Origin of the sequence: Kitasatospora sp. NPDC127035 (genome assembly GCF_042726075.1) — a bacterium.
GTDB lineage: Bacteria > Actinomycetota > Actinomycetes > Streptomycetales > Streptomycetaceae > Kitasatospora.
Map to the genome: position 1 here is coordinate 46565 of NZ_JBHXDN010000008.1, position 15595 is coordinate 62159.

A 15595-nucleotide genomic window follows, 5' to 3' on the forward strand; every position below is an offset into this window, starting at 1 on the left:
TCGGCGGACGCGGAGGCTGGGCACATGACGAGCACCGAGGTGACGGGGTTGGGCTTCACCCTGTTGACGGTCGACTGGGTGCTCACCACCTTCGGGCTCGCGGGCTTCTCGGACGTCGGCTTCGCCAACGGCTGGTGGCGGGCGCTTTCCGTGGTGGTCAGCGGGCTGTTCGTGCTGGGGGGCCCGCTGATCCTGGCCCTCACCTTCGCGTACCACCGCCGCCGCCGGGCCTGACGGCCGCTGCCGGTGGTCAGCCTGCTCCGGCCATGGTGCTCCGGTCGGCGTGGATCCGGGCGGGGTGAACCCGGGCGGCGTGGGCCCGGTCGGGACGGGCCCGGTCGTTCCCGGACCGGTCGGCGAGCGCCCGGTCGGAGAGTGCCTGACCGGCGCGTGCCCGGTCGTAGCGTTCGGCGACGAGGCGGGCGAGGCCGTCGTGGGTGCCGAGGGGCGCACCGGTCCAGCGCGCGGGGGTGGCGGCGGCGCGGGTGGCGAAGAAGCCCGGGGCGAGCAGGTAGGTGGCGACGGCGACGTGCCGGTGGCCGGCGGCGTGCAGGGCGGTCACCGCCTGCTGGGGGGTGGGGTGGGCGGCCGAGAGGTAGGCGGGGACGACGGGCCGGCCGTCGGCGAGGCGGTCGGCCAGCATCCGGGCCATCTGCGCGGTGTCCGCGTTGGCGGCGGGATCGGAGGAGCCGGCCGCCGCGAGGACGACCGGACCGGCGCCCGCCGGGCGGCCGCTGTCGGTGAGCCGGTCGGCGAGCGCGGCGGCGAGCAGGGGGTGCGGGCCGAGCGCGGGGGCGAGCGGGAGGTGCGCCAGCCCGGCGGCGGCGAGCGCACCGGGGAGGTCGACGCGCAGGTGGTAGCCGGCTCCCAGCAGCAGCGGGACCAGGACGGCGGGCCGTCCGCGCAGTGCGTCGAGCGCTTCCGGCAGCGAGGGGCGGGCGAGGTCCAGGAAGCAGCAGCGGACGTCGAGTTCGGGCCGCAGCTCGCGGACCCGGCCGAGCAGCGCACGGCCGGTGGCGACCCCTTCGGCGGACCGGCTGCCGTGTGCGACGGCGAGCAGGACCGGGGGTTCGTCCGCAGGCGCGCGCTGCTCGGCCGGGTCGGCCACCGACGGACCGGCGGCGCAGACGGCGCAGCCGGAGCCTGAACCCCCGGCGCTGCCGGACCGGCCGGGCGCGGTGGCGGGGTGGAGCCGGGCGGCCATCAGTCCGCCGCCAGACGGTAGCCGCGCTTCGGCACGGTACGGATCAGCCGGGCGTGCGGTCCGAGCGCCGTCCGCAGCCGGCCGACGGCCGCCTCGACGGCGTGCTCGTCGGCGACCGCGTCGGCCCAGGCCGTCCGCAGCAGGTCCGCGCGGCTGAGGACGTGGCCCGGGCGCTCCGCGAGGGCGCGCAGCACGGCCGCGCCGCGGGGGCTGAGCCAGTGGCTCTCACCGTCGACCAGGACGGCGTTCCCCTGGAGCGTCAGGGTCCTTCCGCCCAGGACGAACTCGCGGCGGCCCCGGCCCGGGAGGGTCTCCGCGAGCAGGCGGACCAGTGAGCCGAGCCGTCCGCGCTCGGGGAACACGGCGGGCAGGCCCAGTTCGGCGAACGGCCGGGCGCAGAGCGCGCCCACGCAGACCGGCAGGACGTCCCCGCGCAGCGCGTCCAGCAGCGGTTCGCGCAGGCCGTCGGCGGCGGCCGTCTCGACGAAGGCGGTGACGGCGGGGGCGCTGGTGAAGGCGAGGGCGTGGACCTGGCGGCGGACGGTCTGCTCGACCAGCCGCCGGATCGGTGCGGGGTCGTCCGGCGGTGCCCAGCGGTAGACCGGGACGGAGATCACCTCGGCGCCGCGTTCGCGCAGCGCCGCCGCGAAGGCGTGCAGCCGGACACCGTGCTCCTGGACGGCGATCCGGCTGCCGGCCAGCGGTCGGGCGAGCAGCCAGGTGAGCAGTTCGTCGGTGGCCTCGGAACCGGGAGAGAAGCCCTCACCGAGGCCGCTGGCGCGGACCGCGCCGGTGGCCTTGGGGCCGCGCGTGAGGACGACGGCGTGTCGGCAGGCCTCGGCGAGGGCGGCGCCCCGGCCCCAGCCCTCGGCGGCGCTCATCCAGCCGCGCCAGCCGACGCCGGTGGTGGCGACGACGTAGTCGAGCGGGGCGGCCAGGCACTGTTCGGTGGCCTGGCGCAGGGCGAGGTCGTCGGCGAGCGGCATGATCCGCAGGGCCGGTGCCTCCACCACCTGGGCACCACGCCGGGTGAGTAGTGCCACCAGCTCGTCGCGGCGGCGTGCGGCGGTCACCCCGATGGTGAAGCCGGTGAGGGGTCCGGGCCGCGGGGTGGGGCGCGATCCGGTGAGGGTGGTTGTTGCCATGGCCGAAAGGGTGCGGTCCGCGCGTTACGGGCCGATTGCCCGCCGGTCACCTGCGCGTTAGTGAAAGGGCTGCTCCGGTTACGGCGGATGTCCTGGGGCGCACCACGGGTGCCGGCGGGCGTGAGGGACGTGTACCGCGCGTGCAACACGGCGGACCCTGTCGCGAAACGACCGGCGGTCACATTTCTTGCCATGACCCCCGCCACCCCCGCCGGCTCCGCCTCCACCCGTACCCCCACCCCCTCCTCCGCCGACTCCACCGCCTCCGTTCGCGACGCGTCCGACGTGTCCGTCGCTGCCGACGCTGCCGGGGCTGCCGGGGCTGCCGACGCCGCGGGCGGAGCCGGCGCCGCCGATGCCACGGACACCCACTGCCCGTACTGCTCGCTCCAGTGCGGGATGCGGCTGCGTGCCACGGACGCCGGCCCGGGGGAGGCGCCCGCCGAGGTGCTGGAGCGCGCCGACTTCCCGGTCAACCGGGGTGCGCTCTGCGGCAAGGGCCGCTCCGCGCCCGCCGTGCTGGCGGTCGGCGTCCGGCTGACCGGACCGCTGCTGCGCGACCGGCCGGGCGGGCCGCTGCGCTCGGCGGGCTGGGCGGAGGCCCTCGACCGGGTGGCGACGGGCCTCGCCGCCGTCCAGGAGCGGCACGGGGCGGACGCGGTCGGGGTGTTCGGCGGCGGGGGGCTGACCAACGAGAAGGCGTACCAGCTGGGCAAGTTCGCCCGGGTGGTGCTGGGGACGGCCAACATCGACTACAACGGCCGGTTCTGCATGTCCTCCGCCGCGGCCGCGCACCGCCGGGCGTTCGGGCTGGACCGGGGGCTGCCCTTCCCGCTGGCCGACGTCCCGCACACCGGCTGCCTGATCCTCGTCGGCGGCAATCCGGCCGAGACGATGCCGCCCGCGCTCCGCTACTTCCGCGAGATCCGGGAGAACGGCGGCACGCTGATCGTCGTCGACCCGCGCCGCACCCGGACCGCCGAACTGGCCGACCTGCACCTCCAGCCGCGCCCCGGCGGCGACCTCGCGCTCGCCCTCGGACTGCTCCACCTGGTGATCGCCGACGGGCTGGTGGACGAGGACTTCGTCGCCGCCCGGACCACCGGCTTCGACCGGGCCCGGGAGGCCGCCATGGCGCACTGGCCGGACCGGGTGGAACGGCTCACGGGCGTCCCGGTGGACCTGCTCCGCCGGACGGCCCGGCTGTTCGGGCGCGCCGCGACCGGCATGGTGCTCACCGCCCGCGGACCGGAGCAGCAGAGCAAGGGGACGGACACCGTCGGCGCCTGGATCGACCTCTGCCTCGCCACCGGCAACGCGGGCCGCCGGTACGCGGGTTACGGCTGCCTGACCGGCCAGGGCAACGGGCAGGGCGGCCGGGAGCACGGCCAGAAGGCGGACCAGCTCCCCGGCTACCGTTCCATCGAGGACCCGGCCGACCGCGCACACGTCGCCGGGGTGTGGGGCATCGATCCGGAGGCCCTGCCGAGGTCCGGCCGCTCCGCGTACGAGCTGCTGGACGGCCTCGGGCAGCCGGGCGGGGCGCGGGCGCTGCTGCTGATGGGCTCCAACCCGGTGGTCTCCGCGCCGAACGCCGCCCACGTCACCTCCCGGCTGCGCGGCCTCGACCTGCTGGTCGTCGCCGATCCGGTGCTCTCCGAGACGGCCCGGCTGGCCGACGTCGTGCTGCCGGTCACCCAGTGGGCCGAGGAGGACGGCACCACCACCAACCTGGAGGGCCGGGTGATCCTGCGCCGCCGGGCCGTGGACCCGCCCGAGGGGGTGCGCAGCGAACTGTGGCTGTTGCGCGAACTCGCCGCCCGGCTGGGCGTGGAGGCCGGCTTCCCGGACGACGCCGAGCAGGTCTTCGACGAACTGCGGCGTGCCTCGGCGGGCGGGGACGCGGATTACGCGGGCATCAGCTACCGGCGGATCGCGGCGGAGAACGGCGTCTTCTGGCCCTGCCCCGACGCCGGGCACCCGGGCACGCCGAGGCTCTTCCTGGACCGGTTCGCCACCCCGGACGGCCGCGCCCGGTTCGCTGCCGTGACCCACCGTCCGGCGGGGGAGGAGCCCGACGGGGAGTACCCGCTGCACCTCACCACCGGCCGGGTGCTCGCCCAGTACCAGAGCGGGGCGCAGACCCGGCGGGTCGCCGAGCTGAACGCCGCCGCTCCCGGGCCGTTCGTCGAGCTGCACCCCCGGCTGGCCGCCCGGCTCGGCATCGCCGACGGCGATCCGGTCGCGGTGGTCAGCCGGCGGGGCCGGGCGGTGGCGCCGGCCCGGGTGACCGACACGATCCGGCCGGACACCGTGTTCATGCCGTTCCACTGGCCCGGGGCCGGGCGGGCCAACAGCCTGACCAACCCCGCGCTCGACCCGGTCTCCCGGATGCCGGAGTTCAAGACGTGCGCGGTGCGGGTCGAACCCGCGGCCCGGCCGCGGCCGGGGCAGGAAGGGCGGCCGGAGCAGGAAGGGCGTCCCGACCAGGAGACGCGGCCGATGCAGGAGGCACGGGCGGGACGGGCGACGCGGCCCGGGGCGCGCCGGCCGGACGACACGGCATGGGCGGTGGCGTGATGCGTACGGAGCGAAGGATCGCCGTGGTCGGGGGCGGCATGGCGGGCGCCCGCTTCGCCGAGCGGTACACCGCGCTCGGCGGCGCCGGCACCGTCACCGTCTACGCCGCCGAACCGCGCACCCCCTACAACCGGGTGCTGCTGGCCGACGTGCTCACCGGACGGTACGACGCCGAGGCGATCGCCCTGCCGCTGGGCGCCGCCCGGCTCCGCGCCGGCTGCGAGGCGGTGACCTTCGACCCGGACGCCCGGACGCTCGGCCTCGCCGACGGGACGGTGGAGCCCTGGGACGAACTGGTGCTGGCCACCGGCTCCAACCCCGTGCTGCCGCCCGTCCGGGGCCTGCGCCGCGTCGACGGGGCCGGACTCACCGAGGGCGTGCACACCCTCCGTTCCCTGGACGACTGCACCCGGCTCGCCGAGGACGCCGTCACCGCCCGCCGGGCCGTGGTCGTCGGTGGCGGTGTGCTCGGTGTGAGCGCCGCCCGTGCGCTGGCCGCACTCGGTGTCCGGACCGAGATCGTCCACCAGGGACCGCATCTGATCGAGCGTCAGCTCGACGCGGAGGCGGGCGCGGCGCTCCGCGCCCGGCTCGACGGGCTGGGTGTCGCGACCTACCCCGGCAACCGGGCCCGCACGGTCGTCGCCCCCGACGGCCGGGTCGCCGCCGTGGAGCTGGCCAACGGCTACCGGCTCGACTGCGACCTGGTGGTGCTCGCCTGCGGCACCCGGCCGCGGACCGCGCTGGCCCACGCCGCCGGTCTGCCGGTGGGCACCGGAGTGCTGGTCGACGACCGCCTCGCGGCCGGCGCACCGCACGTGTCCGCCATCGGCGACTGCGCCGAACACCGGGGCGCCGTCCAGGGATCGGCCATCCCCGCCTGGGACCAGGCCGACGTCCTCGCCCTGCGGCTCTCCGGCGCCGACCCGGGCGCCCGCTACACCGGCTCCCGCCCGTCGGTGCGGCTGAGCGCCGCCGGCCTGGAGTACGCGGCCTTCGGCGCCGTCGACGAGACGGGCGACGAGGGGCTCGACGTCCTCCGGCTCACCGACGCCACCCGGGGCAGCTACAAGAAGCTCGTGCTGCGGGGCGACCGGCTGGTCGGGGCCATCCTGTTCGGCGATCTGGCCGGTCTCGACGCCCTCGCCGACGCCTGGGCCCGCGACGACCCGCTCACCGGCCACCCGCTGCACCTGCTCACCGCGGGCTCCGGACCCGCGCCCGGATGAGCGGCCGGGCCCGACCCCTGACCGCCGGACCCCGACCCCCGGCCGCCGCCCGCTGCCTGACCGATGTCCCGACCGCCCCGGCCCTGCCAGGTTCCCCCGGTCCCGCCGGTTCCCCCGTCACCCTTTCCCGCACCACCCCGAGGAGTCACGCCATGACGTCGCACACGCCCGACCGGCCGCGGGACCTCGTCCTGGTCGGCCACGGCATGGTCGGCCAGCGCTTCCTGGAGTCCTGGACCGAGCAGCCGGGCGCCGACCGCTGGCGGGTCACCGTGCTCGCCGAGGAGCCCCGCCCCGCCTACGACCGCGTCCACCTCGGCGCACTGTTCGACGGCCGCACCGTCGAGGACCTCGGTCTCTGCCCGCCCGGCTTCCTCACCGAGCACGGCATCGACCTGCGCCTCGGCGACCCGGTCACCGCCGTCGACCGGGCCGCCCGCACCGTCACCACCCGGTCCGGGCACCTGCTCCGGTACGACGCCCTGGTACTGGCCACCGGTTCGGTCCCCTTCGTGCCGCCGGTGCCCGGCCACGACGCCGACGGCTGCCACGTCTACCGCACCGTCGAGGACGTGGAGGAGATCAGGGCCGCCGCCGCGGCCGCCGCGACCGGTGTGGTGGTCGGCGGCGGACTGCTCGGACTGGAGGCGGCCGGCGCGCTCCGGGCGATGGGGCTCGCCACCCACGTGGTCGAGTTCGCACCCCGGCTGATGGCCGTCCAGGTCGACGAGGGCGGCGGCGAGCTGCTCCGCCGCAAGATCGAGGACCTCGGCGTCACCGTCCACACCGCCGCCGGCGCGAGCGGCGTCGCCACCGGTCCCGACGACCGGGTCCGGGCCCTGACGCTCTCCGACGGCCGCGAACTCGTCGCCGACCTGGTGGTGTTCTCCGCGGGTGTCCGCCCGCGTGACCAGCTCGCCCGCGACTGCGGCCTCCCGGTCGGCCCGCGCGGCGGCGTCGTCGTCGACGAGCGCTGCCGCACCGAGGACCCGGCCGTGCTGGCGATCGGCGAGTGCGCCCAGGCCGCCGACGGCCGGGTCTACGGGCTGGTCGCCCCGGGCTACCAGATGGCCGAGACCGCCGCCCGCGAACTCGCCGGCCGCCCCGGCGCGGGCTTCACCGGCGCCGACACCTCCACCAAGCTCAAGCTGCTCGGCGTCGACGTGGCCAGCTTCGGCGACCCGCACGGCACCGCCGACGGCGCCCTCGACGTGCTGTACAGCGACAGCCGGCTCGGCGTGTACCGCAAGCTGGTGATCGGCCGGGACGGGGCCCTGCTCGGCGGGGTCCTGGTCGGTGACACCGAGTCCTACGGCGTCCTGCGCCCGCTCGCGACGGCCGGCAAGCCGCTCACCACGCCGCCCGAGCAACTCGTCCTGCCCGCGGGGTTCGCCGCCGCCGGCCCGATCGCGCTGCCCGACGACGCGGTGCTCTGCTCCTGCCACAACGTCACCCAGGGCGCCGTCCGCACCGCCGTCCGCGACCAGGGCTGCGAGACCGTCGCCGCCGTCAAGAAGTGCACCCGGGCCGGCACCGGCTGCGGCAGCTGCCTCAAGCAGCTGAGCACCGTGGTCACCGAGGAGCTGACCGCCGCCGGCACCGCCCCGCAGACCGGTCTCTGCGAGCACTTCCCGCAGACCCGCGCCGAGTTGTACGAGATCGCGCTGGTCACCGGCCTCACCACGTTCTCCGGGCTGATCGACCGCCACGGCAGCGGCGAGGGCTGCGACATCTGCAAGCCGACCGTCGCCTCCATCCTCGCCAGCCTCTCCAACGGCCACATCCTGGACGGCGAGCAGGCCGCGCTCCAGGACTCCAACGACCACTTCCTCGCCAACCTCCAGCGCAACGGCTCCTACTCGGTCGTTCCGCGCGTGCCCGGCGGCGAGATCACCCCGGACGGTCTGATCGCGATCGGCGAGGTGGCCCGCGACTTCGGCCTCTACACCAAGATCACCGGCGGCCAGCGGATCGACCTCTTCGGCGCCGGCGTCGACCAACTCCCCGCCATCTGGCGCCGCCTGGTCGACGCCGGCTTCGAGTCCGGGCACGCCTACGGCAAGGCGCTGCGCACCGTGAAGTCCTGCGTCGGAGAGACCTGGTGCCGGTACGGCGTCCAGGACTCCGTGGCCCTCGCCATCGAGCTGGAGCTCCGGTACCGCGGACTGCGCTCCCCGCACAAGCTCAAGTCGGCGGTCTCCGGCTGCGCCCGCGAGTGCGCCGAGGCCCAGAGCAAGGACTTCGGCATCATCGCCACGTCCGCCGGCTGGAACCTCTACGTCGGCGGCAACGGCGGCATGACCCCCCGCCATGCCGACCTGCTCGCCGCCGATCTGGACCGCGATACCCTGATCCGCACCATCGACCGGTACCTGATGTTCTACATCCGCACGGCCGACCGCCTGGAGCGCACCTCCGTCTGGCTGGAACGGCTGGAGGGAGGTCTGGACCACCTGCGTGCGGTCGTCCTCGACGACTCGCTCGGCATCGCCGCCGAGCTCGACCAGCTGATGGACCGTCACGTCGATTCCTATCAGGACGAGTGGGCCGCCACCCTGGCCGACCCGGACCGCCTTCGCCGGTTCGCCTCCTTCGTCAACGCCCCCGGCACGCCCGACCCGGCCGTCACCTTCGTCCCCGAACGCGGCCAGATCCGCCCCGCCCGCCCCGACGAGGACGGCCACGTCCTCACCGCCCCCGTCTACGCCCCCACCCCGGTCCTGGTGGCCGGTCCCCGACTGGAGGTGCTCGCCAAGTGACCGTGGAGATCCACGACGGCAACCGCTGGCAGCCCGTCTGTACCCTCGACGACCTGCAGCCCGGCCGCGGCGTCGCCGTCCTCCTCGCCGCGGCCGACGACGGCAACGACGCGCAGGTGGCCCTCTTCCTCGACCGCGCCGGCGCCCTGCACGCCGTCGACAACCGCGACCCGTTCAGCGGCGCGTACGTCCTCTCCCGCGGCCTGCTCGGCAGCCGCGGCGACCGGCCCACCCTCGCCTCGCCGATGTACAAGCAGGTCTTCGACCTCACCGACGGCCGCTGCCTCGACGAGGACACCGCCCCCGACGGCAGCCCCGCCGTCCTCCGGCGCTGGCCCGTCCGCACCACCGCCGAGCACACCGCCCCGGGCACCGCCCCGCGCCCCGCCCGGGGCACCGACCCGCAGACCGACTCGCAGACCGACTCGCCAACCGTTCCGCAGACCGCCCCGAGCACCGCCCCCATAATCCGGGAGGACCAGGCATGAGCACCGCCGTCGAAACCCCGCCCGCCCGCGCCGGCAGAGCCGGTGCCCCCACCCTCACCCACTGGGACCCGGAGGACACCGAGTTCTGGGAGCGCACCGGCGCCCGGACGGCCCGCCGCAACCTCGTCTACTCCGTGGCCTCCGAGCACATCGGCTTCTCGGTCTGGAGCCTCTGGTCGGTCCTGGTCCTCTTCCTCGGGCCGGAGTACCACATCGACCCGGCCGGGAAGTTCACCCTCACCGCCCTGCCCACCGCACTCGGCGCCGCGCTCCGCCTCCCCTACACGTACGCCGTCGCCCGCTTCGGCGGCCGCACCTGGACCGTGATCAGCGCCCTGCTGCTGCTCGTGCCCACCGTGCTCGCCGCGCTGGTCCTCACCCCCGGCGTCTCCTACGGCACCCTGCTCGCGGTGGCCTGCGTCGCCGGCGTCGGAGGCGGCAACTTCGCCTCCTCGATGGCCAACATCAACGCCTTCTACCCGCACCGCCTCAAGGGCTGGGCGCTCGGCGTCAACGCCGGCGGCGGCAACCTCGGCGTCCCCGCCGTCCAGCTCCTCGGCCTGCTCGTCCTCGCGACCGCCGGCGCCGGCCACCCCCGCCTGCTGCCGCTGCTCTACCTCCCGCTGATCGTCCTCGCCGCCGTCGGCGCCTGGCGGCGGATGGACAACCTGCCCGCCACCCCGCGCTCCGCCGACCGCTCGTTGCGCGAAGTCGCGCGAGACCCGTACGGCTGGGCCGTCTCGACCCTCTACATCGGCACCTTCGGCTCGTTCATCGGCTTCGGCTTCGCCTTCGGGCAGGTCCTCCAGGTGCAGTTCCACGACCGCTTCGACACCCCGGTCAAGGCCGCCGCGCTCACCTTCCTCGGCCCGCTGCTCGGCTCCCTGCTGCGCCCGGTCGGTGGCCGGCTCGCCGACCGCTGGGGCGGCGCCGTGGTCACCCTGGTCACCTTCGTCGCCATGGGCGCCGGCACCGCCGTGGTGCTGTCCGCCTCCCGGGCGGGCTCGCTGCCGCTCTTCCTCGCGGGGTTCATCGCGCTCTTCGTGCTGAGCGGCATCGGCAACGGCTCGACGTACAAGATGATTCCGGCCCACTACGAGGGCCGCTCCCGCGCCGCCGTCGCCGCCGGTGCCGATCCGGTCGCCACGGAGGCCGCGGGCCGGCGCCGCACCGCCGCCCTGATCGGCCTGGCCGGTGCGATCGGTGCCTTCGGCGGGGTGCTCGTCAACCTGGCCTTCCGCCAGTCCTTCCTCTCCAGCCGCAACGGCGACGCCGCCTACCTGGCCTTCCTCGCCGCCTACCTGTTCTGCGCGGCGCTCACCTGGGTGGTCTGGCTCCGGCCCGGCGCCCGGCGCTGACGGCGCGGCCGGCCCGGGACGCGCCCGGAGAACCGCCGCGGGCCCCGGACGCAGTACGCGTCCGGGGCCCGCGGTCGGTCAGTTGTGGGTGTGCGAGCCGCATGCGGGGCCCGGTAGCGGGAGGAAGCCGTGCAGGCGGATGTCGGCGGCGCCGGTGCCGCTCCGGCAGATCCAGCCGGACGGGCCGAAGATGGCGCGCAGCGCGACACCGTGCGCGTCCAAGGCGTTCCACTCGGACTGGCGGACGGTGTTGTAGAGGACTCGCCCGTACGCCGAAGCCGAGTAGGGCGCGCTGATGGTGTGGGTCGTGGGGTTGACCGGTTGGACGTTGTTGACCGAGCGTGGCACGAGCACCCCCGGGTTGTCGGTCGGGGTGGAATAGCCGCCGTAGACCTGGCCGACGTAGCGGCCGACGGAGTACGGGACGATCACGTCCGGGTCGTGCAGGACCGCGTCGGTGCCCTGGTTCTCCCGTTCGACGACACCGACGCACGAGTGGTCCGTCCAGGGGTCCCCCACGATCGCGGAGTAGTAGTCGAGGGCCTGAAGGAAGAACCCGGAGGAGTCCATGGAGGCGCCGTCCACCCCCGACCGGGTCACCAGGAGGTGGCCGGCCAGCATCGGGCGGATGGTGGCGTCGGGCAGCGCCGGGTCGATCTGCCGCCAGTTGGTGAGGGTGCAGGTGTAGATGGCGCGCAGCTGCGCGGTGGTGAGGTTGGCCGGGGCGTGGCCGCCGGCCGGGGCGGCCCAGCTGACGGCGTCCTTGGCCATGGCGACGAACAGCGTGTTCACGCTGTCGTCGACCTTCGGGCCCCGGGTGCTGCGGGCGAAGTCCAGCGTGCCGCTGGTGGTGGAGGCCAGCGCGATGATTCCCGCGTTGGACCGGTCGGGGCGGACCAGCGAGGACGATCCCGACTTGGGGGTGATGAGGGTCGTCCCGGTGGAGTCCCAGCTGTAGAGGCGGGGCGAGGTGGTGTTGCCGGCGGCGGTGAGGGAGGCGTTGTAGTCGGTGGAGAACTGGTTGAAGAGCGACTCCGTGACCTGGGCGCCGACGCCGACGATGTCGGTGGCGGCGGGCGGGGGCACGGGGATCGGCTGGGGCGGGTCGGCGAGCGCCGGGGCGGCGGAGGCGAGGGCGAGCGCGGCGGCCAGTGCGAGGGCCGGGGCGACCCGGGCGGTGAGACGGTGCACGAGGTGAACTCCCTTTCGGGGGCGGGCGGTCGGGCCACCGGGATCATCGGTGTGCCGGTCCGTGGCCCGGAAGATCCCAGGCTTCTGGGGGGTGGACGTCCCCGCAGGTCACCCCCGGTCCCCGCCCGCTCCGACCGCCACCTGTTCTTCCACCGGACGCCCCCCGTACGCCGCCCGGGGCTGCCGTCGGGTGGTGTGCGCGGCGGGGCCGGGCGGCCCCGGCCGTCAGCTGTGCTCCGTCGAGCCGCAGGCCCCGGGGGGAAACGCGAGGAAGCCGTGACTGCGGATCCTCGACGCGCCGGACCAGCAGATCCAGCCGTTCGGCGAGAAGATCTCGCGGAGCGCCCGGGCGTGCGCGTCACCGGCGTTCCACTCCGCCTCCCGGAGGGCGACCCGGAGCCGGTAGGCGAAGTACGAGGCGGCGAACGTGGCGTGGAGGGTGTGGCTGGACGGGTTCACCACCGGGACACCGCCGATCGCGCGCGGGACGAGCGCGCCCGGGTTGTCGGTCGGGGTGGCGTGGCCGCCGTAGGTCTGGCCGATGTAGCGGCCGACGGAGTACGGGACGACTACGTCCGGGTCGTGCAGGAAGGCGCCCGTGCCGCTGTTCTCCTCCCGGATGAGGGTGACGCAGTCCCCGATCCTCACGTAGCTCGGCCCGCTGGTCTGCTGGATCCCGGCCAGGAACATCGACGCGGCGTCCGTGATGTGCTCGTAGTTGTAGATGGGCAGTGCCGGCTTGATGGGGGCGTCGGGCAGCGCCGAGTCGATCTGCCGCCAGTTGGTGGTGTGGCACTCGTAGATGCCGCGCAGCTGGGCGGCGGTCAGACTGTTCGGGGCGTGGCCGCCGGTCGGCGCGGCCCAGCTCACGGCGTCCTTCGCCAGGTTGACGAAGAGGGTGGACGCCGGGTCGTTGACGCTCGGGCCGCGGGTGCTGCGGGCGAAGTCGACGGTGCTGCTCGTGGTGGCGTTCACCGCCGTGATGCCCGCACTGGAGAACATCGGGCGGACCAGCGGGGACGATCCCGCCTTGGGGGTGATGAGGTTCGCCCCGACCGAGTCCCAGCTGTAGAGGCGGGGCGAGGTGGTGTTGCCGGCGGCGGTGAGGGAGGCGTTGTAGTCGGTGGAGAGCTGGTTGAAGAGCGACTCCGTGACCTGGGCGCCGACGCCGACGATGTCGGTGGCGGCGGGCGGGGGCACGGGGATCGGCTGGGGCGGGTCGGCGAGGGCTGACGGGGTGGCCGCGAGGACCAGGGCGGAGCTCAGCGCCAAGGCCGAGAGCGTCCGGTAGGCGAGGCGGATCATGCGGGCAACTCCCTTGTGAGGTCGACGAGTCGGACCTTTCTCCAGGATCCTCCGCAGGCCCGTGGGCTCCCGGAAGGACGGCGCCGGCCCCGGCCGGCCGGAGGGGCGGGGCCCCCGCAGGTCACCGCAGGTCGGCCACGGCTCCGACCGCCACCTGTTCTTCCACCGGACGCCCCCCGTACGCCGCCGCCGTACCGGCGCGGTCCGTCGCCGGGTCCGCCACGGCGGTCTGTCGCCCGGGTCCGTCGCCGGGGTGCCGGCCGGCCGGGTGGCGGGCGGCGTTTCCGGCGGAAAACGCCCAGGTTGCTAGGGTCGGGGGATGGCAGCGAGCGGCGCAGGCGGCGCGAACCCCCCGGTGCGGTTGCGGCGCGATGCGCAGCGCAACCGCGATCTGCTGCTGACCACCGCCCGCGACCTGTTCGCCCGGCACGGGCTGGACGTGCCGCTCGACCAGATCGCCAAGGAGGCGGGCGTCGGCAACGCCACGCTGTACCGGCACTTCCCGACCCGGGAGGCCCTCGTCGCCGAGGTGTTCGCGGACGCCGCGACGCTGCTCGGCGACGCCGGTGCGCAGGCGCTGGCCGACGAGGACGCCTGGGGCGCCGTCGAGCGCTACTTCGAGCGGATCTTCGAACTGGTCGCCGCCGACCGGGGCATCAACGACCTGGTCACCCAGGCCATCCCCACCGTCCCCGGGATGATCGAGATCAGTCGGCGCAACGCCGAGACGGTCGGCGTGCTGGTCGCCCGCGCACAGCAGCAGGGCACCATGCGGACCGACGTCGTCACCATGGACCTGCTCTTCATGCTCGGCCCGCTCTGCCGCGCGCTGCCCGCCGCCACCGACCTCCGTCCCGACCTCTGGCGCCGCTACCTCGCCCTGCTGCTCGACGGTTTCCGCACCCGGGCCACCCACCCGCTGCCGGTGCCGCCGATCGGCGAGGAGCACCTGGACAAGATGTTCGCCGACCTGTGGGAGGCGGACGGGCCCGGCGCCTGACCCGTTCCCGGGCCCGCGCCGCCGCCGCCCGCGTCAGGAACCCGTACGAACCGGCGCCCCGCGCGTCAGGGCTCCGTCAACGAACGGCCCTTCCCCCCTCCGCCGGGGATTGTCTGGAGCTGAGCACCACACCAGTGAACAGCCAGCCGGAAGGACGGACAGGGCCATGGCGGACAGCGGCGCCAGCACCCACGCGGACGAGCCGATCGACCTCCCGATCGACCCGTGGAACGGGCAGGAGAGCGACGAGCAGCACGGCGGGCAGGGCGACGGCGGCCGGGGCCGGATCGTGGTCGGACTCAGCGGCTCGCTCGGCAGCCTCGCCGCCCTGCACCGAGCCGTCGCCGAGGCCCGCCGCCTCGACGCCGAGGTCCTCGCGGTGCACTGCTGGACCCCCGTCGGCGGCGAGTTCGGCTACCGCCGCTCCCCGTGCCCGCCGCTGCTCACCGCCTGCCGCGACGCCGCCGCGGCCCGTCTGCGCGAGGCCCTCGACCAGGCCTTCGGCGGCACCCCGGCGGGCGTCCGGCTGCGCGGCGTGGCCGTCCGGGGCGAGACCGGGCAGGCTCTGGTCCGCTGCGCCGACCGGCCCGGCGACCTGCTCGTCCTCGGCGCCGGCAGCCGGGGCGCGCTCGCCCGCGCGCTGCGCCCGTCGGTCACCGCCTACTGCGTCCGGCACGCGGCCTGCCCGGTGCTGGCCGTCCCGAAGCCGCCGCTCCAGCGCGAGCTGGAGGCGCTCCGGCGCCACCACCGCGTCCGGATGCCGGTGACGGCATGAGCACCCGCCTCCGGCCCGCGATGTCCGGCGCGGTCGCCCTGACCGCCTCCGCCGCACTCGTCCCGCTCCTCGCCGTGCTCGGCGAGCTCCGCGCCACCTGGGTCGCGCTCGCCGGCTACGCGGTGCTGTGCGCCGCCGTCGGCCGCTACTCGCGCCCGTCCGCCGCCCCGTTGGTCGGCCTGGCCGCCTGGCTCTTCCACAACGGGTTCGTCGAACACCGCCGGGGCACCCTCGGGTGGGCCGGCCCCGCCCCGGAGGCCGGCCACCTCCTCCTCTTCACCGCCGCAGCCCTCGCCTTCGCCGTCCTCGCGGCCCTGCGGCGTCCGCACCCCCGCCGGCGTCCGCGGCCCCGTGACCGGCGTCCCGGCCGCCGGTTCGGTCTCACCGCCTGACCGACCCCCCGGGGTGCTCCGGGAGGCCGTCCGGGGTTCTCCCGTGGTTCGGACGGCCGTTCCGGGCTGGTAGTGTTCTTCCTGTCGCGAGGGAGATGATCTCTCGTCAGGCGTCAGTGGTGCTACCAGAGCACGTCCTACTTTCAGTAGGGAGAGTCCGTGCAACCCG

Annotated in this window: 13 protein-coding genes; 9 read left to right on the top strand and 4 right to left on the bottom strand. The window is 75.5% G+C overall.

Translation table 11 applies throughout. The annotated features are described in order from the left end of the window. Positions 1 to 24 precede the first annotated feature (24 nt). A complete protein-coding gene (locus ACFWIC_RS07345) occupies positions 25 to 234 on the top strand; it encodes a hypothetical protein (RefSeq protein WP_380516641.1) in 210 nt (69 codons plus the stop codon). 16 nt (positions 235 to 250) lie between these two features. Here ACFWIC_RS07345 and ACFWIC_RS07350 read toward each other — a convergent pair whose 3' ends face one another. Both ACFWIC_RS07350 and ACFWIC_RS07355 read right to left on the bottom strand, forming a co-directional pair. Continuing rightward, positions 251 to 1204 (bottom strand): sirohydrochlorin chelatase, encoded by a 954-nt coding sequence (locus ACFWIC_RS07350; protein ID WP_380354983.1) that lies wholly within the window; start codon positions 1202 to 1204, stop codon positions 251 to 253. Continuing rightward, complete coding sequence (locus ACFWIC_RS07355) at positions 1204 to 2349, bottom strand: uroporphyrinogen-III synthase (protein ID WP_380354980.1); 1146 nt, start codon at positions 2347 to 2349, stop codon at positions 1204 to 1206. Before ACFWIC_RS07355 ends, ACFWIC_RS07350 begins: the two co-directional genes overlap by 1 nt. Positions 2350 to 2748: 399 nt before the next feature. Here ACFWIC_RS07355 and ACFWIC_RS07360 point away from each other — a divergent pair, with 399 nt between their 5' ends. The 5 genes from ACFWIC_RS07360 (at position 2749) to ACFWIC_RS07380 (ending at position 10763) form a co-directional block, all read left to right on the top strand. After that, positions 2749 to 4929 carry a molybdopterin oxidoreductase family protein gene (locus ACFWIC_RS07360; RefSeq protein WP_380516834.1) on the top strand — a complete coding sequence of 727 codons (2181 nt, stop codon included), beginning with the start codon at positions 2749 to 2751 and terminating at the stop codon, positions 4927 to 4929. Continuing rightward, positions 4929 to 6158 carry an NAD(P)/FAD-dependent oxidoreductase gene (locus ACFWIC_RS07365; protein ID WP_380516645.1) on the top strand — a complete coding sequence of 410 codons (1230 nt, stop codon included), beginning with the start codon at positions 4929 to 4931 and terminating at the stop codon, positions 6156 to 6158. The genes ACFWIC_RS07360 and ACFWIC_RS07365 overlap by 1 nt, the downstream gene beginning before the upstream one ends. Positions 6159 to 6310: 152 nt before the next feature. Further along, on the top strand, positions 6311 to 8917 hold the full coding sequence (gene nirB / locus ACFWIC_RS07370) for a nitrite reductase large subunit NirB (protein ID WP_380516648.1): 2607 nt from the start codon (positions 6311 to 6313) through the stop codon (positions 8915 to 8917). Further along, positions 8914 to 9405, top strand: a complete 492-nt coding sequence (locus tag ACFWIC_RS07375) for a nitrite reductase (NAD(P)H) small subunit (protein ID WP_380516650.1) — start codon at positions 8914 to 8916, stop codon at positions 9403 to 9405. The genes nirB and ACFWIC_RS07375 overlap by 4 nt, the downstream gene beginning before the upstream one ends. Next, positions 9402 to 10763 (top strand): nitrate/nitrite transporter, encoded by a 1362-nt coding sequence (locus ACFWIC_RS07380; RefSeq protein ID WP_329877806.1) that lies wholly within the window; start codon positions 9402 to 9404, stop codon positions 10761 to 10763. The genes ACFWIC_RS07375 and ACFWIC_RS07380 overlap by 4 nt, the downstream gene beginning before the upstream one ends. Before the next feature lie 78 nt (positions 10764 to 10841). Here ACFWIC_RS07380 and ACFWIC_RS07385 read toward each other — a convergent pair whose 3' ends face one another. Both ACFWIC_RS07385 and ACFWIC_RS07390 read right to left on the bottom strand, forming a co-directional pair. After that, on the bottom strand, positions 10842 to 11954 hold the full coding sequence (locus ACFWIC_RS07385; protein ID WP_380516653.1) for a hypothetical protein: 1113 nt from the start codon (positions 11952 to 11954) through the stop codon (positions 10842 to 10844). A gap of 225 nt (positions 11955 to 12179) precedes the next feature. Then, positions 12180 to 13259 carry a hypothetical protein gene (locus ACFWIC_RS07390; RefSeq protein WP_380516655.1) on the bottom strand — a complete coding sequence of 360 codons (1080 nt, stop codon included), beginning with the start codon at positions 13257 to 13259 and terminating at the stop codon, positions 12180 to 12182. 319 nt (positions 13260 to 13578) lie between these two features. On the opposite strand from ACFWIC_RS07390, the gene ACFWIC_RS07395 reads away from it, so the two are divergent. The 3 genes from ACFWIC_RS07395 (at position 13579) to ACFWIC_RS07405 (ending at position 15426) form a co-directional block, all read left to right on the top strand. Further along, positions 13579 to 14259 carry a helix-turn-helix domain-containing protein gene (locus tag ACFWIC_RS07395; protein ID WP_329947379.1) on the top strand — a complete coding sequence of 227 codons (681 nt, stop codon included), beginning with the start codon at positions 13579 to 13581 and terminating at the stop codon, positions 14257 to 14259. A 166-nt stretch (positions 14260 to 14425) separates the two neighbouring features. Further along, positions 14426 to 15034, top strand: a complete 609-nt coding sequence (locus tag ACFWIC_RS07400; RefSeq protein ID WP_380516658.1) for a universal stress protein — start codon at positions 14426 to 14428, stop codon at positions 15032 to 15034. Next, positions 15031 to 15426, top strand: coding sequence for a DUF4118 domain-containing protein (locus ACFWIC_RS07405; RefSeq protein ID WP_380516661.1), 396 nt, complete (start codon positions 15031 to 15033; stop codon positions 15424 to 15426). The genes ACFWIC_RS07400 and ACFWIC_RS07405 overlap by 4 nt, the downstream gene beginning before the upstream one ends. The last annotated feature ends 169 nt before the right edge of the window (positions 15427 to 15595 follow it).

Excerpts from the sequence above, each read along its gene's own strand:
- ACFWIC_RS07395 (WP_329947379.1), top strand. The coding sequence starts at position 13,579 with ATGGCAGCGAGCGGCGCAGGCGGCGCGAACCCCCCGGTGCGGTTGCGG.
- ACFWIC_RS07380 (WP_329877806.1), top strand. The coding sequence starts at position 9,402 with ATGAGCACCGCCGTCGAAACCCCGCCCGCCCGCGCCGGCAGAGCCGGT.
- ACFWIC_RS07365 (WP_380516645.1), top strand. The coding sequence starts at position 4,929 with ATGCGTACGGAGCGAAGGATCGCCGTGGTCGGGGGCGGCATGGCGGGC.
- nirB (WP_380516648.1), top strand. The coding sequence starts at position 6,311 with ATGACGTCGCACACGCCCGACCGGCCGCGGGACCTCGTCCTGGTCGGC.
- ACFWIC_RS07400 (WP_380516658.1), top strand. The coding sequence starts at position 14,426 with ATGGCGGACAGCGGCGCCAGCACCCACGCGGACGAGCCGATCGACCTC.
- ACFWIC_RS07360 (WP_380516834.1), top strand. The coding sequence starts at position 2,749 with ATGCGGCTGCGTGCCACGGACGCCGGCCCGGGGGAGGCGCCCGCCGAG.
- ACFWIC_RS07390 (WP_380516655.1), bottom strand. The coding sequence starts at position 13,259 with ATGATCCGCCTCGCCTACCGGACGCTCTCGGCCTTGGCGCTGAGCTCC.
- ACFWIC_RS07345 (WP_380516641.1), top strand. The coding sequence starts at position 25 with ATGACGAGCACCGAGGTGACGGGGTTGGGCTTCACCCTGTTGACGGTC.
- ACFWIC_RS07405 (WP_380516661.1), top strand. The coding sequence starts at position 15,031 with ATGAGCACCCGCCTCCGGCCCGCGATGTCCGGCGCGGTCGCCCTGACC.
- ACFWIC_RS07350 (WP_380354983.1), bottom strand. The coding sequence starts at position 1,204 with ATGGCCGCCCGGCTCCACCCCGCCACCGCGCCCGGCCGGTCCGGCAGC.
- ACFWIC_RS07355 (WP_380354980.1), bottom strand. The coding sequence starts at position 2,349 with ATGGCAACAACCACCCTCACCGGATCGCGCCCCACCCCGCGGCCCGGA.